The organism is Phytoactinopolyspora halophila (assembly GCF_003287285.1).
GTDB classification, from domain to species: domain Bacteria; phylum Actinomycetota; class Actinomycetes; order Jiangellales; family Jiangellaceae; genus Phytoactinopolyspora_A; species Phytoactinopolyspora_A halophila.
In genome coordinates this window covers 121,655-140,079 of the sequence record NZ_QMIG01000007.1, presented here as the reverse complement: position 1 = coordinate 140,079, position 18,425 = coordinate 121,655, and the positions used below count along the sequence as shown (strand labels likewise).

19 protein-coding genes are annotated in these 18,425 nt (G+C 68.0%); 13 read left to right on the top strand and 6 right to left on the bottom strand.

From position 1 onward, the window contains the following. Positions 1–60: 60 nt before the first annotated feature. On the top strand, positions 61–1,128 hold the full coding sequence (gene dapE, locus DPM12_RS10230) for a succinyl-diaminopimelate desuccinylase (RefSeq protein WP_112258264.1): 1,068 nt from the start codon (positions 61–63) through the stop codon (positions 1,126–1,128). Positions 1,129–1,223: 95 nt separating this feature from the next. After that, positions 1,224–2,039: an LOG family protein gene (locus tag DPM12_RS10225; RefSeq protein WP_211658770.1), complete on the top strand. Its 816-nt coding sequence runs from the start codon at positions 1,224–1,226 to the stop codon at positions 2,037–2,039. Positions 2,040–2,154: 115 nt separating this feature from the next. Here the strand turns inward: DPM12_RS10225 and folP are convergent, their stop codons facing one another. Then, the gene (gene folP, locus DPM12_RS10220) at positions 2,155–3,042 is read right to left on the bottom strand and encodes a dihydropteroate synthase (RefSeq protein ID WP_112258208.1); all 888 of its coding nucleotides are present in this window, start codon (positions 3,040–3,042) and stop codon (positions 2,155–2,157) included. Between the two features lies 1 nt (position 3,043). Here folP and DPM12_RS10215 point away from each other — a divergent pair, with 1 nt between their 5' ends. Beyond that, positions 3,044–3,364, top strand: a complete 321-nt coding sequence (locus DPM12_RS10215) for a DivIVA domain-containing protein (protein ID WP_112258207.1) — start codon at positions 3,044–3,046, stop codon at positions 3,362–3,364. A 109-nt stretch (positions 3,365–3,473) separates the two neighbouring features. Further along, positions 3,474–3,929, top strand: coding sequence for an SRPBCC family protein (locus tag DPM12_RS10210; RefSeq protein WP_112258206.1), 456 nt, complete (start codon positions 3,474–3,476; stop codon positions 3,927–3,929). On the opposite strand, the gene DPM12_RS10205 is transcribed toward DPM12_RS10210, so the two are convergent. After that, positions 3,889–4,569 (bottom strand): DNA-3-methyladenine glycosylase I, encoded by a 681-nt coding sequence (locus DPM12_RS10205; RefSeq protein WP_112258205.1) that lies wholly within the window; start codon positions 4,567–4,569, stop codon positions 3,889–3,891. The genes DPM12_RS10210 and DPM12_RS10205 overlap by 41 nt on opposite strands. Further along, positions 4,559–5,347 carry an enoyl-CoA hydratase-related protein gene (locus DPM12_RS10200; RefSeq protein WP_112258204.1) on the bottom strand — a complete coding sequence of 263 codons (789 nt, stop codon included), beginning with the start codon at positions 5,345–5,347 and terminating at the stop codon, positions 4,559–4,561. Before DPM12_RS10200 ends, DPM12_RS10205 begins: the two co-directional genes overlap by 11 nt. Before the next feature lie 249 nt (positions 5,348–5,596). Between DPM12_RS10200 and DPM12_RS10195 the strand changes: the two genes are divergently transcribed. The 3 genes from DPM12_RS10195 to DPM12_RS10185 all read left to right on the top strand — a co-directional run bounded on the left by DPM12_RS10195 (position 5,597) and on the right by DPM12_RS10185 (position 7,944). Then, positions 5,597–5,764, top strand: coding sequence for a DUF3117 domain-containing protein (locus tag DPM12_RS10195; protein ID WP_112258203.1), 168 nt, complete (start codon positions 5,597–5,599; stop codon positions 5,762–5,764). 100 nt (positions 5,765–5,864) lie between these two features. Beyond that, positions 5,865–7,469 (top strand): leucyl aminopeptidase, encoded by a 1,605-nt coding sequence (locus tag DPM12_RS10190; protein WP_211658768.1) that lies wholly within the window; start codon positions 5,865–5,867, stop codon positions 7,467–7,469. 106 nt (positions 7,470–7,575) lie between these two features. After that, positions 7,576–7,944 (top strand): hypothetical protein, encoded by a 369-nt coding sequence (locus DPM12_RS10185; protein WP_112258202.1) that lies wholly within the window; start codon positions 7,576–7,578, stop codon positions 7,942–7,944. 30 nt (positions 7,945–7,974) lie between these two features. Here the strand turns inward: DPM12_RS10185 and DPM12_RS10180 are convergent, their stop codons facing one another. Further along, entirely contained in the window at positions 7,975–10,290 is a 2,316-nt protein-coding gene (locus tag DPM12_RS10180) for an FdhF/YdeP family oxidoreductase (RefSeq protein ID WP_112258201.1), read from the bottom strand. Between the two features lie 367 nt (positions 10,291–10,657). Here DPM12_RS10180 and fdhD point away from each other — a divergent pair, with 367 nt between their 5' ends. Further along, a complete protein-coding gene (gene fdhD / locus DPM12_RS10175) occupies positions 10,658–11,482 on the top strand; it encodes a formate dehydrogenase accessory sulfurtransferase FdhD (RefSeq protein ID WP_112258200.1) in 825 nt (274 codons plus the stop codon). A gap of 63 nt (positions 11,483–11,545) precedes the next feature. Here fdhD and DPM12_RS10170 read toward each other — a convergent pair whose 3' ends face one another. Beyond that, a complete protein-coding gene (locus DPM12_RS10170; RefSeq protein WP_245951243.1) occupies positions 11,546–12,235 on the bottom strand; it encodes an O-methyltransferase in 690 nt (229 codons plus the stop codon). Positions 12,236–12,400: 165 nt separating this feature from the next. Between DPM12_RS10170 and sigE the strand changes: the two genes are divergently transcribed. The 5 genes from sigE (at position 12,401) to DPM12_RS10145 (ending at position 17,128) form a co-directional block, all read left to right on the top strand. Further along, positions 12,401–13,042: an RNA polymerase sigma factor SigE gene (gene sigE, locus DPM12_RS10165; RefSeq protein WP_112258199.1), complete on the top strand. Its 642-nt coding sequence runs from the start codon at positions 12,401–12,403 to the stop codon at positions 13,040–13,042. Beyond that, positions 13,039–13,746: an anti-sigma factor family protein gene (locus DPM12_RS10160; protein ID WP_112258198.1), complete on the top strand. Its 708-nt coding sequence runs from the start codon at positions 13,039–13,041 to the stop codon at positions 13,744–13,746. The genes sigE and DPM12_RS10160 overlap by 4 nt, the downstream gene beginning before the upstream one ends. After that, a complete protein-coding gene (locus tag DPM12_RS10155) occupies positions 13,739–14,884 on the top strand; it encodes a sigma-E factor regulatory protein RseB domain-containing protein (RefSeq protein WP_158542846.1) in 1,146 nt (381 codons plus the stop codon). The genes DPM12_RS10160 and DPM12_RS10155 overlap by 8 nt, the downstream gene beginning before the upstream one ends. Positions 14,885–15,208: 324 nt before the next feature. Next, positions 15,209–16,429: a S1C family serine protease gene (locus DPM12_RS10150; protein ID WP_158542845.1), complete on the top strand. Its 1,221-nt coding sequence runs from the start codon at positions 15,209–15,211 to the stop codon at positions 16,427–16,429. Between the two features lie 42 nt (positions 16,430–16,471). After that, on the top strand, positions 16,472–17,128 hold the full coding sequence (locus tag DPM12_RS10145; protein ID WP_112258195.1) for a twin-arginine translocase TatA/TatE family subunit: 657 nt from the start codon (positions 16,472–16,474) through the stop codon (positions 17,126–17,128). 45 nt (positions 17,129–17,173) lie between these two features. Here the strand turns inward: DPM12_RS10145 and DPM12_RS10140 are convergent, their stop codons facing one another. Further along, positions 17,174–18,325, bottom strand: a complete 1,152-nt coding sequence (locus DPM12_RS10140) for an Mrp/NBP35 family ATP-binding protein (protein WP_112258194.1) — start codon at positions 18,323–18,325, stop codon at positions 17,174–17,176. Positions 18,326–18,425 lie beyond the last annotated feature (100 nt).

The window sequence follows — 18,425 nt, the reverse complement described above, 5'->3', positions numbered from 1 at the left end:
CCTCGACGTGTCGCACCATCCGGAAACCGTTCGCGGAAACGATCCTCTAGGGTGGCGGTCGTGGTCACACGACTGGATCTCGATCTGCCCGCTCCCGAGCTGACCGCGGCCATCTGCGACATTCCATCGGTCAGTGGCTCGGAGGCCGAGCTCGCTGCGGCCGTGGAACGGGCCCTGGACGAGTGCGCGCACCTGACCGTGGTCCGGGACGGCGACTCCGTCGTTGCGTGGACGTCGACGGGAGATCGGGCAGACCGCGTGATCGTGGCTGGTCACCTGGACACCGTGCCGATCGCGGACAACCTGCCGACCGCTCGCGAGGGAGATGTGCTGTGGGGGCGCGGGACGGTGGACATGAAGGGTGGCATCGCCGTCATGCTGCGGCTCGCTGCGCACATCACCGCGCCGTCGCGCGACGTCACGTACGTCTTCTATGACAACGAGGAAGTTGCCGCCGACGCCAACGGGCTCGGCCGGATAGCACGAACGCATCCAGCATGGCTCGACGGCGACTTCGCGGTGCTGATGGAACCGACGTCGGCCGTGGTCGAGGGCGGCTGCAACGGAACCCTTCGCGTAGCCATCACGGTCGAGGGCAAGGCCGCCCACAGCGCCCGGTGGTGGATGGGCGACAACGCCATCCACGGCGTGGCTCCCATCCTCGACCGGCTACGCGCCTACCAGCCGGCCGAGGTGGACGTCGACGGCCTGACCTATCGGGAAGGGCTGAACGCGGTCGGGATCGAGGGAGGCATCGCGGGCAACGTGATCCCGGACCGGTGCACCGTCATGGTCAACTATCGCTTCGCGCCGAACCGGTCCGAGGACGAGGCGCTGGCCCATGTGCAGGAGGTATTCGAGGGTTTCGACGTCACGCTCGCGGACAGCGCGCCGGGCGCGCGGCCCGGCCTGGGCGAGCCCGCGGCGGCCGCGTTCGTCCGTGCCGTCGACGTCGAGGTGCGCGCCAAGGAGGGCTGGACCGACGTTGCCCGATTCTCGGGTCTCGGGGTGCCCGCGGTGAACTACGGCCCGGGCGATCCGTTGCTCGCTCACGCCGATGACGAGCGGGTCGACACCCGCGAGATCGTTGCCTGCGAGGAGCGCATCCGGGCGTGGCTGGCGCGCTGAAGCGCCACTCGTTGCCCGGCAGGTGCGCTGAAGCGCCACTCGTTGCCCGGCAGGTGCGCTGAAGCGCCCCCGTTGCCCGGCACTAGCCTGGCGGGGTGACGGATACGAGACGAACGAACACCGCCGCCGGCCGGGTCGCCGGCGAGCGGCACGGGGGAGCGGTGACCTTGCGCCGTTCCCAGGTGCCCAGCGACACGACAGATCAGCGGCTCCTCGACAGCAGGGGACCGGGGGACTGGGTGCACACCGACCCGTGGCGGGTGATGCGCATCCAGTCCGAATTCGTCGAGGGTTTCTCCGCTCTGGCCGAACTCGGCCCGGCGATCAGTGTTTTCGGATCGGCGCGCACGCTTGCCGGCGACGCGTACTACGAGAGCGCCGTTCGCCTCGCCGGGCACCTCGTCCAGGCTGGTTACGCGGTGATCACCGGGGGCGGGCCCGGTATCATGGAGGCCGCCAACAAGGGGGCAAGTCAAGCGGGCGGCACCTCCGTCGGCCTCGGTATCGAGTTGCCGTTCGAGCAAGGGCTCAACGAGTACGTCGACCTCGGCATCGACTTCCGGTACTTCTTCGCGCGCAAGACGATGTTCGTCAAGTACGCGCAGGGCTTCGTCGTCTTCCCGGGCGGATTCGGCACGCTCGACGAGCTGTTCGAAGCACTGACCCTCGTCCAGACTGGCAAGGTCACCACCTTCCCGATCGTGCTGTTCGGCACGGCGTACTGGCGTGGTTTGATCGACTGGCTGTCGACGACGATGGCCGCGGAGGGCAAGATCTCGCCGGCCGACCTGGACCTGATCTCCCTGACCGACGACGTCGACGAGGCCGTGCGGGTGATCGTCAGGGAGGACGAGGCACGGCGGGCTGCGGAGCGGGAGGCGCGGGCGCGCGTCGCTGCCGACGCCGAATGAGCCCGCGCCTTCGCGGCCATGTCGGACTCGTTGCCAGCCGCCGCGGACGCGCCGTGGCGGACGCGCCGTGGCGGACGCGCCGTGGCGGACGCGCCGTGGCGATCATCCGGAGCGGTCACGACAGCCCGCGCCGCGGGGCGCGCGGCGGGGCATGTCCCTTGATCGCGGCCACCATGTCGAGGACTTCCCGGGTGGCGCGGACATCGTGAGCGCGGAACACCCGGGCACCCTGCCACGCGGCGATGGCCGTGGCCGCCAGCGTGCCGTTGAGGCGCTCCTCCACGGGCAGGTCGAGTGTCTCGCCGACGAAATCCTTGCGGGACATGCTGACCAGCACCGGCCAGCCCGTGGCGACGAGCTCGTCGAGCCGCCGGCTGACGTCGAGTGAGTGGTACGTGGTCTTGCCGAAATCGTGCGTGGGATCCAGCAATATGCCGTCGCGTCGCACCCCGGCTGCGAGCGCGGCCTCCGCCAGCCCGGTGGTGCCGGCGACGACATCGGCCATGACGTCGTCGTACACGACCCCACGCGGGTCGGTCCGTGGCGGGTGACCACCGGTATGGCTGCAGACCAGGCCGGCATCCCATCGGGCGGCGACGGTGGCGAGCTCCGGGTCGGACCCGGCCCAGGCGTCGTTGACCAGGTGCGCGCCCGCCTCGCACAGAACGTCGGCCACCCGGGAACGATAGGTGTCCACGCTGACCACCACGTCTGGATAGCGGTCCCGGATCGCCGTGACGAGATCGGCGGTGCGCTCGATCTCTTCGTTCTCGCTGACCGCCGGGCCCGTACCGGCCTTGACCCCGCCGACGTCGACGATGTCCGCGCCCTCGGCGATCATCTGCTCGACCCGGTCCCACGCTCGGTCGAATCCGTAAGTGGCTCCGTTGTCGTAGAACGAATCGGGCGTCCGGTTCACGATTCCCATGACGGCAAACACGTCGGGACCGAATTTTGCCGGACCCAGGCGCAAACGGGGTGCTTCAGATGGCACGATCTTCATTATGTACGTCGTCTTCGTCGTCGTTGCGGGTGTGGTTCTCTTCACCGTCATGGCGGTCGCGCTGGGCCACGGCGACCTGCTGGAGGAGGAGTCCCAGGTAGTGGCCGGACCGGAGCTGCCGGAGCGATCGCTGCGGCCATCCGACCTGGAGAACATCAGGTTTGCCGTCGTACTCCGCGGATATCGTATGGATCAGGTGGACGGCGTCATCGAGCGTCTCGAGGCAGAGCTCGAATGGCGTGACCGGCGTATCGCGGAGCTGGAGGATGGTGTGGCTGCCACGGATCCTCCTTCCACTGGCAGGGCCCGGCCGTCGTGGTGAGCGGCCGAGCCATGAGCAGGTCTCGATGGGCCCGTAGGGCCGCCACGGTGTGCCGGCCATCGACGACGAGCCGAGACCGTGTCCACTGCGTCGTTGCGGGTAGCCGGCGATGAGGATCGCGGCGGCGAGCACCATCGACCTTCCGGCACGCGAGGCATGGTCCCTGCTCACCGATTGGGAACGGCAGGGTGCGTGGATGCCGGCGACCACGGTGACAGCGCAGGAAACGGGCGATGCCGGGGATGCGGATGGCCGGATCGAGGCACGCACGGGGATCGGGCCACTGACATTCCGCGATCCGATGCTGGTCACGGTCTGGCAGCCGCCCCGTCGCTGTGAGGTGTGGCATGCCGGGCGGATCGTCCGGGGCCCGGGTGCGTTCACGGTCGAGCCCACGGGGCCACGACAGTGCCGGGTGACCTGGCAGGAAGACCTCGACCCGCCGTTCGGGCGGATCGGCCGGATCACGCTGAAGGTTGCCCGCCCGCTGGCGCGGCTCGGGTTGTGGATCGCCTTGCGCCGGTTCAACCGATACGCCACGCGCATCCGGCGAGGTGGTCGTTGACCAGGCCGACGGCTTGCATGGTCGCGTAGATCGTGGTCGGCCCGACGAAGACGAACCCATGGTTCTTCAGCGTCCGCGCCAAGGCCGCCGACTCCGGCGTGGTAGCTGGCAGGTCAGCCATGGTATGCGGTGCCGGACGCTGGGTGTGATCGGGCACGAACGACCAGATCAGCGCGTCCAGCGCGTCGTCCCCTTCGCGTTCACGCAGCCGCTGCAGTGCTCGCGCGTTGGTGATGGTGGCGTCGATCTTTTTGCGGTTGCGAACGATCGAGGTATCGGTCATCAGGCGCTCGACCTCGGCCTCGCCGAACCGGGCCACGGCAGCGGGGTCGAAACCGGCGAATGCCCGGCGGAAGGCATCCCGTTTACGCAGGATGGTCAGCCACGACAAGCCGGACTGGAAGCCTTCCAGGATCAGCCGCTCGTAGAGTGGCGCGTCGCCACGCACGGCCTTGCCCCATTCCTCGTCGTGGTAAGCGACGTAGTCGGGCGCACCGAGCGCCCACGGGCACCGGGGCACGCCATCGGGGCCGGGCCGCGCACCGTCGCCGGAATCGCCCGGCTGGCTGCTGGCGCCGTCCGGCTGGCTCCCGGGGGCAGATGTCCGCTCGATATCCGCCCGAGTGTGCTCAGCGGCCATGGAACGTAGGTTTCTGCTTGGCCAGGAATGCCTCCACCGCATCGCGATGATCCTGGGTGTTACCGGTGAGTTGCATCATCTCCGCCTCAGTGGCTAATGCGTCCTCGAACGAGTGTACGGCAGCGTAATCCAGCGCGTGGCGGATGGCCCCGTAGGCGCGGGTGGGGCCGTCGGCGAGCTGCCGGGCCAGCACGAGGGCGCGATCGAGGACGTCGTCGGCCGCCACCACCTCCGTCGCCAGGCCGATGCGTTCCGCCTCGGCAGCGTCGACGGTACGCGGCAACAGCAGCAGCTCCCGGGCCTTCGCCCACCCCACGAGCCGGGGAAGCGTCCATGACGAACCGGTGTCGCACGAGAGCCCGATACCGGTGAAGGCCAGGTTGAAGCCGGCCGAATCGGCGAGGATCCGCAGGTCGCAAGCGAACGCGTAGGATGCGCCAGCTCCTGCTGCGATGCCGTTGACGGCAGCGATGACGGGCTTGGGCATGGTCACCAGCGCGCGCACCGTCGGGTTGTAGTGCTCGTGAACGGTCTGGCCAAGATCGGCATCGCCGCGGTTGAGCGCTTCGGCATGTTCACCCAGATCTTGACCGACACAGAAGGCACGGCCGGTACCGGTCAAGACGACGGCCCGGACGTCTGAGCTGGTGGCGGCACGTTCGACGTGGTCGCGTAATGCCACCTTGGTGGCGGTATCGAGGCTGTTCATCGACTCGGGGCGGTCGAGCGTGATGGTGGCGACGCCGTCCTCGACGGCATAGCGGACCGGTTCGGTCACCGCGCGCTCCTTTCGTCATGCCCGGTCGTCATGCCCGGCGGGGGTGTACCGAGCAGCGTACGGCACGGCTTACCGTCACGTCAGGGTCGCGTTGCCGGCCCGTCACGGGCGCATTTTCCGTAGAGTTGACCGTGGTCTCCCCCGATCGGAGCGGATGCGGGATAATGTGAGCGATCGTGACGTGCACGAGGGTCGCCTTCTGGCAAATACAGTGGGTGTCGTGCGCGCCTGACAGGAAGGAGTGCGCGGATGGCGGCGATGAAGCCGCGGACTGGCGACGGGCCGCTCGAGGTCGCTAAGGAGGGGCGTGGCATCGTCATGCGCGTTCCTCTGGAGGGTGGCGGGCGCCTCGTCGTCGAGATCACGCTCGATGAAGCTCACGCGCTCAGTGATGCACTGAAGAACGTCACCGGCTAGGGCCGCGAGCAGTTTCTACCTGATGACATCGAAACGTGTCTGAGCCCCGTCCGATATCCGAGCCATCGGGCGGGGCCATACTGTGCGCAGTGGAGGGGACGTGCTGGAGGACAACCGGGTGAAGCCGACCACCGTGCTCAGCGATCCGCGCGGCATCCTCGACGTCGGCGCTCCGGTACTCGCGATGCCTGTCTGGCCTCCCGAGAGTGGCGGGGACGACGGATCGGGGGACGACGCCGCGGCCGGTGACCGCGAGGTACGCGTGGCATGGATCGGCCCCGGCGGTGCGGAAGTGGTGGAGACACTGGGCATCGACCTCTTCACCGTGCTGGAGCGGGAGGACGCTCGGGGCGCGGCGGGCGAGATCGTCTCCGTGCCGGTGCTCGCCGAAGGGCGCGGCGCCGCGAGTGCCGACGGTGAGGTCGACGTCGAACGGATCGTGCTCGTGGGCATGGGCGACGCCTCGCCTGCGGCGCATCGCAAGGCGGGCGCGGCGCTGGCGCGCGCCCTGCGGGGCACCTCCCGGGTGGCGAGCACGGTGACGTCCGCCTCCGACGAAGCCGGCCTGCGCGCCTTCGTCGACGGCCTCCTGCTCTCGACCTTCCAGCTGGACACCTATCGCAGCACGCCGGCCAAGCCGAAGACCCTCCCCCTCGACACGCTGGTGCTCGCGGGCACTGGCGAGGCCGTCCACACCGCCGTCGACACCGCGGTCGTCATGGCGCGCGCGGCATGGTTCGCGCGCGAGCTGGTGCACACGCCGCCGAACGTCAAGGATCCGGAGTGGCTGGCCGAACGAGCGCGCGAGATTGGCCGGGCAGGCAGCGTGGACGTCCACGTGCGTGACGAGAAGAAACTGGAGGCCGAGGGCTTCGGCGGGATCGTCGCGGTCGGCATGGGCTCGGCTCGCCCGCCCCGGCTGATCGCGCTGCGATACGAGCCGGAGGAGATCGGTCCGGACGCGCCGCATGTCGTGCTCGTCGGCAAGGGCGTCACGTTCGACACCGGCGGGTTGTCCCTGAAGCCTCGCGAGTCGATGGTCACCATGAAGACCGACATGACCGGCGCCGCCGTCGTCATGGGCGTGATGTCTGCGCTGCCTGCGCTGGGCGTGCGGGCGCGCGTGACGGGCCTGGTGGCCGCAGCCGAGAACATGCCGGGGGCGTCCGCCCAGCGTCCCAGCGACGTGATCCGCCAGTATGACGGGACCACCGTCGAGGTGCTCAACACCGACGCGGAAGGGCGGTTGATGCTCGCCGACGGGATCGCCTACGCCGTGGCGGAGCTCGAGCCGAGCGCCGTCGTCGATGTCGCCACCCTCACCGGTGCTGCAACGGTGGGGCTCGGCCGCACGCACGCGGCACTGTATGGCACCGATGACGAGCTTGCCGACGCGCTGATCGCCGCCGGTGCGGCGACGGGGGAGCGGATGTGGCGGATGCCCCTGGTCGACGACTATCGCCAGGCACTGGAATCGACCGTGGCAGACGTCGCCCACCTCGATACGCAGCGGATGAGCGGGGCCTCCATCGCCGCGGCCCTCTTCCTGGAGCGCTTCGCGGCTGGCGTGCCGTGGGCACACCTGGACATGGCGGGTCCCGGGCGTGCGGAGAAGGACAAGGACGAACTGGTCAAGGGCGGGACGGCATTCGGGGTGCGAGCTCTGCTCACCTGGCTGACGCCCCCACCCCAAGATCCAGAATGATCATGTTTGGTACGTTTTCTCGGGCCGTGACACGGCTGCAGCCGTGTCACGGCCCGAGAAAACGTACCAAACATGATCATTCTGTGGCCGGTGGCAGGAGGGTGCGATGTATGGGTTGACGGTTCGCTGGTCCCTGGCCGATGCGCCGGCGGACGTCGAGGAGCAGCTGCGCAATTACGTCCACGACACATCCCTGGCGAGGTTCACCGGGATGCCCGGGCTGCGATTCAAGACGTGGCGAATGCGCCCGGGCGAGTGGTTCGAAGGAACATACGTGTTCGCCACGGCACGGGCGCGCGACGACTTCGCCGCGGACTTCGCCGCCAAGGCCGCCGACTCGCCTGGTTCGCGCATCATCGGTGCGCCACCGGCGCATCAGGAGACGTTCGAGGTGGTGGCGGTCGCCGAGGGCGGCGAAGGGTTCTCCGCCGGCCCTGGCCCGGCCCTGGCTCCGTCCGATGATCATGAACACTAGTCGACCTATGAGGTCGACTAGTGTTCATGATCAGCTGGAGGTGGGTGACGGGGACGTGGCAGGGGTGGGTTCGAGACGGACGATCACCGACTTCGACGCCGGAGTGTTGCTGATCTCTGCCGTGTGATCCAGCGGCACCAGCGGGTTCGTCTCCGGATAGTAGGCCGCCGCACAGCCTGGTGCGGTCGGGTAGGCGACGACCCGGAAGGCCGACGCCCGCCGCTCTCCGTCGGACCACTCGCTGACCAGATCGACGGGTGCGCCGTCGGGGATATCGAGTCTCTCCAGATCGTCCCGGTTGACGAACACCACGCGCCGCCCGTCGTGCACGCCGCGGTAGCGGTCGTCCAGGCCGTAGATGGTGGTGTTGAACTGGTCGTGTGAACGGATCGTCTGCAAGATCAGCCGGCCTTCGGGGACCCGGATGAGCTCCGCCTCGTTCGCCGTGAAGCGGGCCCGGCCTTCCGGCGTCGGGAACCGCCGCTCGTCACGCGGCGGATGGGGCAAGACGAACCCCCCGGGCTGGGCGAGGCGTTCTTCGAAGTCCTCGAAACCGGGAACGACGCGGGCGATGCGGGACCGAATCGTCCGGTAGTCCGCGGTGAACGCCTCCCACGGCACGGTGTCGCCATCGCCGAAGACACGCCGGGCGAGACCACAGATGATCGAGACTTCGCTGCGCAACTCCGGTGCGGCAGGCGGCAAGGTGCCCTGGGACGTGTGCACCGTGCTCATCGAGTCTTCGACGGTGACGACCTGGCTTCCGCCGGCCTGGAGGTCCACTTCGGTCCTGCCCAGGCACGGGAGGATCAGCGAGCGCCTGCCTGGCACGACGTGCGACCGGTTGAGCTTGGTGGACACGTGTACGGTCAGCGGTACCGAGCGCAACGCGGCAGCGGTGCGCTCGCTGTCGGGTGTGGCCGCGGCGAAGTTGCCGCCGACGGCCATGAATACGCGGATCCGGCCATCCTGCATCGCGCGCAACGTGTCGACGGTGTCATAGCCGTGTTCACGGGGAGGATCGAAGCCGAACTCCGCACCGAGCCGGTCGAGGAATTCGTCGGGCATCCGCTCCCAGATGCCCATGGTGCGATCACCCTGCACGTTGCTGTGGCCACGGACGGGGCACGCGCCGGCGCCTGGGCGGCCGATGTTTCCCCGCAGGAGAAGAAAGTTGACGATCTCCCGGATGGTCGGCACGGCCTTCTTGTGCTGGGTGAGTCCCATGGCCCAGCAGACCACGACGCTGCCGGCGGCGGTCACCTCGTCGACGAACGCGTCGATCTGGCGCTGGCTCAGGCCGGTGCTGGCCGCGACGTCGGCCGGGTCGAGCGCGCGCCACACGGCACGTGCGTCGTCGAGGCCGCTGGTGTGCTGCTCGATGAACGCGTGGTCGAGGACATCACCGGTGCGCTGGTCGGCCTCGGTGAGCGCGCGGTTCACCGCCTGGAAGAACGCCATGTCACCGCCGACGCGGATCGGCAGGTAGAGATCTGCCAGCGGCGTGCCCTTCCCGATCACGCCGCTGGGTTTTTGCGGGTTCTTGAACGTGCGCAGGCCGGTTTCGGGTAGCGGGTTGATCGCCACGATCCGCGCGCCGCGCTGTTTCGCCGTCTCCAGGGCGCTGAGCATGCGCGGGTGGTTGGTTCCCGGGTTCTGGCCGACGACGACTATCAGCTCGGCGTGATCGGTGATGTCGCCCAGCGTGACGCTTCCCTTGCCGACGCCAATCGTTTCGCTGAGTGCCGCGCCCGACGATTCGTGGCACATGTTGGAACAGTCGGGCAGGTTGTTCGTGCCGAGCTTGCGGGCGAACAGTTGGTAGAGGAAGGCTGCTTCGTTGCTGGTGCGCCCGGAGGTGTAGAAGGCTGCCTGGTCCGGGTCGTCCATGCTCGCCAGTTCCTCGGCGATCACGTTGAACGCGTCGTCCCAGGAGATCGGCCGGTAGTGGTCGGCATCAGTATCCCGGAAGACCGGCATGGCGAGCCGTCCTTGCTGGCCCAGCCAGTAGTCCGATTTGGTGGCGAGCTCGCCGATCGGATGGGCGGCGAAAAAGTCGGCTCCCACCCGCCGCGTGGTGGCCTCCTCGGCAACGGCCTTGGCGCCGTTCTCGCAGAACTCGAAGGTGTGCGGGCGGTTCGGCTCGGGCCACGCGCACCCCGGGCAGTCGAACCCGCCGTGCTGGTTGAGAATCCGCAATGTCCGGACACCCCGGCGGACTCCGGCTTGATCGAAGACGTCGCGTAGTCCGTGGAGAACGCCGGGGACGCCGGCAGCCGCCGCTTTCGGGGGCCGGACGTGAAGAGCAGCGTCGTCGTAGTCGTCTTTCGGGGCGCCCTTGGTCATGTTTCGACGGTAAGCCTGGGAGAAGTGGTTTGCCTAGTGAGTAACACGGGGAAAGGAAGGAACGTGCCGAAAAGCTTTCGGCGGGCGGGCTTCACCGGGCGTGTCCACGGCATTCATGGTTTTCCGTGCGGGCCTGGCGAAATCGCGCCAAACTGGATTCTGGGTGGCATATAGTCACGCGCACAATGATCATCTGACACGATGATCGCTGAGACATCGAGCGGCGAGGCGGCGAACGAGTGGAGTGATCGACACGGCTGAGGAGGTCGGCGGCGGCTCAGGTGCGTAGCCGAGCGCGACGCGATGTTACGGAGCGTGACACATGTCGATGGGCGGAGCATGTTGGAACGAGGCGAAGGGTGGGTCCATGGGCCGGATGACCACACGACAGCCAGTTCTCCGGTTGAGAGCGGGTCGGTCCGCGCGGCGTCCCGACACCCTGGCGGTCGAGGAACCGCTGGCGGTCCGAGTCGGAGGCGAGACGGTGACGCTGACCATGCGTACACCGGGTCAGGACTTCGATCTCATCGCCGGATGGCTGGTGAGCGAAGGGGTCGTAGCGGCCCCAGCAGACATCGTGACGATGCGGATGTGCACGGACGAGGACAACACCGTCGACGTCACGCTGGCGCCCGATGCCGTCCCACCCCGTCCGCGCGCCTTCGTCACCACGAGCGCGTGTGGCGTCTGCGGCTCCGACAGTGTCGAGGAGGTCCGCACGGCGATGCGCTGGCGGGTGCTCGATGATGAGACCCGGCTCGACGTCGGGATTCTCGCGGCGCTGCCGGATCTGCTGCGTTCGCAGCAGAAGGTGTTCGATCGCACGGGTGGCTTGCATGCCGCCGGATTGTTCACCGCGGGCGGCGACTGTGTCGTGGTGCGCGAGGACGTGGGGCGGCACAACGCCGTGGACAAAGTGGTCGGAGCGGCCTGCCGGTCGGGCCGCCTGCCGCTGCGCGGTCACGTGTTACAGGTCAGTGGCCGGGCGTCGTTCGAGCTCGTGCACAAAGCGGCAGCCGCCGGTGTTCCCGCGATCGCGGCCGTGTCGGCTCCGTCCAGCCTCGCCGTCGATCTCGCGGAGGAGTGCGGGCTGACGCTGCTCGGCTTCGTCCGCGGGGGCGGGATGAACGTCTACACTCACCAGGAACGCGTTCGCCTGGGCCCGTTCCCGCGACAGCGGAACGTGACGTGATCGGGCGCTCCCGCATCGTCGTTGGCGCGCTCGCATCGTCGTCGGCTGTCCCTCCGCCTCTCGTCAGGCGCGCTTGAGAGCGACGAGCAGGCCGTCGCCGGTGGGTAGCAGCGCTGGCATCAGCTGATCGTGCTCCCGCACCATCCGGCCGAGCTCACGCACGGCCATCGTCTCGGGATCGCGTTGCGCCGGATCGGCGACCCGGTTGTGCCAGAGTGCGTTGTCGAACGCCACGATCCCTCCAGGACGCAGGATCCGTACCGCTTGCTCCAGGTAGTCAACGTATTCGTTCTTGTCCGCGTCGCAGAACACGAGATCGTAAGCGTCGTCGGTGAGCCGCGGCAGGACGTCCAGCGCCGATCCCGGAATCAGGCGAGTGCGGTTCGGCGTGAATCCGGCTTCGACGAATGCCTCCCGAGCCAGCCGCTGATGTTCGGATTCCATGTCGACGCTCGTCAGCACGCCATCGTCGCGCATTCCACGCAGGAGATACAGGCCAGAGACGCCGGCACCGGTGCCGATCTCGACGACGGTGCGTGCTTCGATCGCCGCCGCCAGCAGGCGAAGCACGGCGCCGCCTCCGGTTCCGATGGGTACTGCTCCGACCTCTGCGGCACGTTGACGTGCGTGGACGATCGGGGGCTCCTCGTCGATATACGACTCCGCGTGAGCCCACGACTCGGTGGTCGGTGGGGAAATGTTGCCGGTAGTGATGGCAGCCTCCTGCGAAGATCCGATGCACCAACGTGTCACGCCGAAGCTTAGTGCGACTTTGGCCCGTTGTGTCCTGCGGAGTGAGGTCGGCGATTCGCCGTCGACCTCACGGGACGGAACAGCGTGGAACCACGATCAGCCGTCGCACGTTTGACCGGTAGGTGCCGTAGGTTGACTGGCCAGGGAAGGGGGCTATGAGTCACTATGACCATATTGCTCGCCCGCCCGGCCAAGGGAGGTATGTCGGTGGCGGAAGCGGAAGCTTGGACCCCGCCGAGCTGGGAGGAGATTGTCCGGCAGCACTCGACGCGAGTCTACCGGCTGGCGTTCCGGCTCACCGGCAACGCGCACGATGCGGAGGATCTGACCCAGGACGTGTTCGTCCGCGTGTTCAGGTCCCTGGCGTCGTACAGCCCGGGAACGTTCGAGGGTTGGCTGCATCGGATCACCACCAACCTCTTCCTCGACTCCATGCGTCGCAAGCAGCGTATCCGGTTCGACGCGTTGGGCGACGACGCGGCGGAGCGGCTCGGTGGCCGCGAACCGACCCCCGAGCGCGTCTTGACCGATCAGATGCTGGAATCCGATATCCAGTCCGCTCTCGACGCCATGGCGCCCGATTTCCGGGTGGCCGTGGTGTTGTGTGATGTCGAAGGCCTGTCGTATGAGGAGATCGCCGCGACGCTCGGTATCAAGCTCGGCACGGTCCGTAGCCGCATCCATCGTGGGCGAGCACAACTTCGCGAGGCGCTCGAGCACCGGGCGCCGGACGACGCGCGGGTATTGGAGGCGGAAACGGACCACGGTTCTTTGGAAGGGCCGAAAGGCTCTGGGGAGCCAACATGAAACACCTCGACGAACGTGTCAGTGACCTCATCGATGATCGTCTTGATCACGATGAACGCGACCGGGCACTCGCCCATCTCGCGAGCTGTGAGTCCTGCCGCGAGGCGGTCGAGATGGAACGCTTCGCCAAGGGCGTGCTGAGGTCTCTTCCGGGAGTGGACGTTCCGGCGTCGCTGACCGACAAGCTCATGGCGCTGGCCGAGCCGGCGGGTCCGCTGCCCCCTGACGAGTCGAGTACCGATCACGCCGACGTGGCCGCGTGGAACGTTGAGGCTCCCAGCACTTCGTCCGTGTGGGCAGCTACGGGGTACGGCGGGACGCCGCACCAGACCGGTTCGGGGCGGCTCTTCGTCGATCGGCATCGCCGCGGGCTACGTGTCGCCGCGGTGGGTATGGCCTCCACCGGAGCGCTGCTGGTCGTGCTGGCCACGCTGGGCGCACCGTCGAATACGGGCGGGGATCAGCCACCGGGAGTGGTCGTGCCACCGATGGAACAGTTCACCGTCGAGCACGCCCGTTCCACGGGCGGGCTTCCGTTCGCCGAACCGGCGTCGGTTCTGGTTCCGACGCTCGGCAGCGACGAGCGTGGCGGCGGCTCGCCGGTCGGGAGTCAGGAATCCGGCCGGGGCGTCGGCGCCGCCGACGTCGCGGGGAGTATCGTCGATGCGCCTGCCAGTCCGAGCACGGGGATCGCCGGTGAGTGACCGTCTCCGGCGGGCAGGGGACGGACGGCCGCTCGGTTCCCGGCCAGGAGTGGGCACGCGCCGCGGCGCGCTGGCCGTGCCGACATTGCTGGGTGTCCTGGTCTTGCTGGTGGTGCCGGTCACGGCCGGGGCGGCACCGGACAGCCTGGCAGGGACCGACGACGCGGATGCCGTCGAGCTGCTTACCCGTTCGGCAGGGGCCCGGGACCGAATCTCGTACCAGGGGACCCAGTACGTATCGGCGTGGTCGACGTTGCGCAAGTCACAGGCCTCGGCCAGTGCCGTCGTGAAGGTCCGGCACCAAGCCGGGGGACCGACAGAAGTGGGTGTCCAGGACACCCAGACAGCAATTTTGCACGGCGAATCCGGCACGACATGGTTGGCAGACGGGGGCGGTCCGGTCGATCTGCTGATCGGCGCCTACGACGTATACCTCGTTGGGGAGGCCAGCGTCGCCGGGCGTCGCGCGGATGTGGTCGAGGCTCGCCGGGCCGACGGCTCGCTAGCGGCCCGGCTCTGGCTGGATCGGCAGACTGCGCTGTCGTTGCGGCGGGAGACCTATACCACCGCTGGTCAACTTCTGAATGCCAGCGCGTTCGTGGACATCTCGATCACGCCCGCGCCGACGTGCTGTGTGCGACATCACCTCGAGTCAGCGTGGCCGTCGAGCCCGGGCCGGCCCGCGCCAGCGGAGCCGTCGGGCCTTCGGTGGGAAGACATCACGAAGCTGCGCGAGAACGGTTTCCGCTGTCTCGAAACTCTCGGCGAGGACGTCGTTCTGTATGAAGCTCGCCAGCTCGGCGATGCCGTGCAGCTCAGCTACTCTGACGGAGTCATGTCGGTGTCGGTTTTCGAGCAACCGGGACAGCTTGATCCGCAGCGGCTCGACGGTTACGTGCCGCACGAGGTCGGCAACGGTGTGGTGTATACGCGGGAGGGACCGCCCGCCCGGTTCACGTGGTCGTCAAATGGCCAAGTGATCACCGTCGTCGCCGACGCTCCGGCCGAAATCGTCGACGACGTGTTGCGTGCCATGCCGCCGGAGAATCCCGAGGAGGTGCGCCAGGACGACGGGCTGGTCGCCCGGATCGGGCGGGGTGCGCAGAAGGTGGGCTCGTGGCTCAATCCGTTCGGATGAGCGGCGGGCCCGGACGGTTCGGATGATCTGGCAGCGGCGTTCAGCGGTGTGGCGAACTGGACGGCGTGCCGGGTGAATCGGCCCGGAGCGGCATGCAAGTCCCCGACGCCGCGCCGACTGTCGCGGGAACCACTTATGATGGCTCTTGTGAGGGGCGGTTGGTCGAACCCAGATGACGCGCACACCCATGGCCAGGACCGGCAGGGTTCGCGGTGTCCAGACCCGTGGACGGGCGGGACGTGGACCGTTTGCGAGCGGTCGGATTCCCGTCTTGGCGCCGACGAGCAGGGTATCGACCGGCCTCACGCGAGGCGAACGGCCCGGGTGTGGGCACAGCCGGAGCGGGGCAAACACGCCGTATCGATCTTGAATGATCCGGATCGCCCGGCTTCGGGCGCGGCTGGCGCGGCCGCTGCCGGTGCCCGGACCGAGCATCCGCCGAGACAGCTGCGTTTCCAGGAGCGTCGTTGGCCGTTGCTGGCGGGAGCGGCTGCATTGGCGCTGGTGGCCGGAACGGCCGGTGGATTGGCGGGTGCCCAGCTCAGCGAGCCTACCGAGGGCGTGAATGACACCGTGACCGTCATCGGGTCCGATCCGGCGCGGGTCGCTGGCCAGAGCGCCGAGTCCACGGCGGGAGTCGCGAGCGAGGTGCTGCCCAGTGTCGTCTCCATCTCGGCGTCCGACGGCACCGGTTCCGGCTTCGTCATTTCCGAGGACGGTTACATCCTGACGAACTATCACGTCGTCGCGGCCGGTACCGACGTCGAGAATCCGTCGGAGGGTGGCACCGTGGAGCTCGAGTTGCACGACGGGCGCCAGTACGACGCCGAGGTGGTCGGCACGAGCCCCAGCTATGATCTGGCCGTGCTCTCCATCGATGCCGACGATCTCGAACCCGTGACGCTGGGAGATTCGTCGACCGTGGCGGTCGGCGACCCGGTCATCGCGATCGGCAGCCCGCTGGGGTTGGAAAGCACGGTAACCAGCGGCATCATCTCGGCCCGCGAGCGCCCGGTCACCGCTGGTGAGAGCGCCGAGCGATCCTACATCAACGCGTTGCAGACCGATGCGGCCATCAATCCGGGCAACTCCGGTGGGCCGCTGGTGGATGCCGATGGCCGGGTGGTCGGCGTCAACTCCGCCATTGCCACATTGAGCCTGACGCCGGAGGTCGGCAGCATCGGTCTGGGGTTCGCGATTCCGATCGACCAAGCGCGCCGGACGGCAGAGCAACTCATCAGCGATGGTGAGGCTGTCTACCCGATCATGGGCGTTCTCCTGGACAACCGGCACGGCGGTCCGGGGGCGCGCGTTGCCGAAGGTGACGACGAGCAGCCGGGAGTCACGCCCGATGGTCCCGCCGACGCCGCGGGGGTCCAGCCCGGTGATCTCATCATCGCGTTCGAGGGTGAGCGTATCCCGTCACCGGGAGCCTTGATCGTCATGTTGCGCTCACAGCAGCCTGGCGACACCGTGACGCTGACCCTCGAGCGCGATGACCGTTCGTTCGATGTCGAGGTCACTCTGGACGAAGCCGTGGGTTGACGTTCGACGTAAGCTAGGAACACAGGCTCGATGTAGGGCGAGGTGAGTGAGATCGGCGTCGCAGAGATCGCTGTCATCTTGGTCGTTGCCTTGCTCGTGTTCGGGCCCGACCGGCTGCCCGTCATGATCAAGCAGGCCGCGGCATTCGTCCGGGATCTGCGGACCATGGTCGCCAACGCTCGCCGTGATCTCTCCAGCAGCGTGAGCGACATGGGAATCGATCAGGAAGATCTCAGGGCGCTGGGAGATCTGCGGAACCCGAGGTCGTTCGTCCGTCAGAATGTGCTCGACGGCGCCGATCTGAACAGTTTCGGTTTCGACGAGTTCGAAGAGGTCGGAGACGACCTCGACATCACCGACAAGCGCAGCCGGCAGCGCCGGGCGAACGGCAAAGCCCGTAACGGTAGCGCCAACGGGTCTCGTACGCGCGAAAAGAGCGAGTCGGCACGTGGCTCGGGAACCACCCAGCGGCGCCCGAGCTCGTCTCGCACTCGCCCGTCCGAACGTCGTAGCGGTGCACGCACGGCCGAGGAGCGAGCAGCGGCGCGGGCGAACACCGGCACCACCAGCGAAGCCGGGGCGGTGCAGACGGCATCTGCCGACGCGAACGCGAGTGGCGGCGTGGGTGCCGGTCCGGAGGCGAGCACCGGTTCGAGTGCGCCAGCCGCGCCGCAGCGTTTCGACCCCGACACCACGTGATCGGGTACGACCCCGACGCCACGTGATCAGGTATGTGAGCTGAGATCAGCCCGCGGCTGGCTGGATGTTCAGCGATACCCCTTCCAGCCCGCGGCCACGATGCGACAGCTGCCGGGCGATATCGTGCATGGCCGCCGAGGCCGGCGCCTCGGGATCCTTCAGCACGAATGGCGTGCCGAGGTCGCCGCTTTCTCGCAGTCCGATGTCGAGAGGGATCTCACCGAGCAGTGGAACATCCGCGCCGAGGCGGCGGCTCAACCCCTGGGCGACCTGCCGGCCACCTCCGGATCCGAAGAGGTCCAGGCGGTGTTCCGGCCCACAATGGGGGCACGGCATGTACGACATGTTCTCGATCACGCCGGCCACTTGCTGATGCGTCTGGATGGCGATGGCGCCGGCCCGCTCGGCGACCTCGGCGGCGGCGAGCTGCGGGGTGCTCACCACCACGATCTCCGCGTTCGGCATGAGCTGGGCCAACGAGATGGCGACGTCGCCCGTGCCAGGTGGGAGGTCGAGCAGCAAGACGTCCAGATCGCCCCAGAAGACGTCGGTGAGGAACTGCTGGAGCGCCCGGTGAAGCATGGGGCCGCGCCAGGCGACCGGCGTGTCCCGGTCCGGCTTGAACATTTCGGTGGAGATCAATTTCACGTCGTGGGCCGGGACCGGCATGATCATGTCGTCGACGACCGTGGGCCGGGACCCCTCGGCGCCCAGCATGCGGGGTGCGGAATGGCCGTAGATGTCGGCATCGACGAGCCCGACGGTCACTCCGTCGGCGGCCATGGCCGCGGCCAGGTTGGCCGTGACCGACGACTTGCCGACCCCGCCCTTGCCGGATGCGACGGCATACACTCGCGTCAGCGAATCCGGCTGAGCGAATGGCACCTCGCGTTGCTTCTGACCGCCCCGTAGCTGTTCGGAGAGCGCCTTGCGCTGCTCGTCCGACATGACATCGAGCTCAACGTCAACGGCCGTGACACCCTCGAGCGCGCTCACGGCGTTGGTCACGTCACGGGTGATGGTTTCGCGCAGTGGACAACCTGCGATGGTCAAGTAGACCTCGACGCGGACACGTCCGTCGGCGTCGATGTCGACGGATTTCACCATGCCGAGCTCGGTGATGGGGCGCCGGATCTCCGGATCCTGGACACCCGCGAGGGCTTCGGTTACCTGCTCGTTCGTGGGCGGAGAGGTCATACTTCGATGCTACGCCGCACCCGTGGCACGTCGTCCACCCGCGGCCCGCCCAGATTCGTTGAACATGAACACTGCTCGGCTAATGTGGGCGAGAAGTATT

Excerpts from the sequence above, each read along its gene's own strand:
- DPM12_RS10140 (WP_112258194.1), bottom strand. The coding sequence starts at position 18,325 with ATGACCTCTCCGCCCACGAACGAGCAGGTAACCGAAGCCCTCGCGGGT.
- DPM12_RS10205 (WP_112258205.1), bottom strand. The coding sequence starts at position 4,569 with ATGGCCGCTGAGCACACTCGGGCGGATATCGAGCGGACATCTGCCCCC.
- fdhD (WP_112258200.1), top strand. The coding sequence starts at position 10,658 with ATGGGCCGGATGACCACACGACAGCCAGTTCTCCGGTTGAGAGCGGGT.
- DPM12_RS10210 (WP_112258206.1), top strand. The coding sequence starts at position 3,474 with ATGAGGATCGCGGCGGCGAGCACCATCGACCTTCCGGCACGCGAGGCA.
- DPM12_RS10180 (WP_112258201.1), bottom strand. The coding sequence starts at position 10,290 with ATGACCAAGGGCGCCCCGAAAGACGACTACGACGACGCTGCTCTTCAC.
- DPM12_RS10215 (WP_112258207.1), top strand. The coding sequence starts at position 3,044 with ATGTACGTCGTCTTCGTCGTCGTTGCGGGTGTGGTTCTCTTCACCGTC.
- DPM12_RS10195 (WP_112258203.1), top strand. The coding sequence starts at position 5,597 with ATGGCGGCGATGAAGCCGCGGACTGGCGACGGGCCGCTCGAGGTCGCT.
- sigE (WP_112258199.1), top strand. The coding sequence starts at position 12,401 with ATGACCATATTGCTCGCCCGCCCGGCCAAGGGAGGTATGTCGGTGGCG.
- DPM12_RS10185 (WP_112258202.1), top strand. The coding sequence starts at position 7,576 with ATGTATGGGTTGACGGTTCGCTGGTCCCTGGCCGATGCGCCGGCGGAC.
- folP (WP_112258208.1), bottom strand. The coding sequence starts at position 3,042 with ATGAAGATCGTGCCATCTGAAGCACCCCGTTTGCGCCTGGGTCCGGCA.
- DPM12_RS10160 (WP_112258198.1), top strand. The coding sequence starts at position 13,039 with ATGAAACACCTCGACGAACGTGTCAGTGACCTCATCGATGATCGTCTT.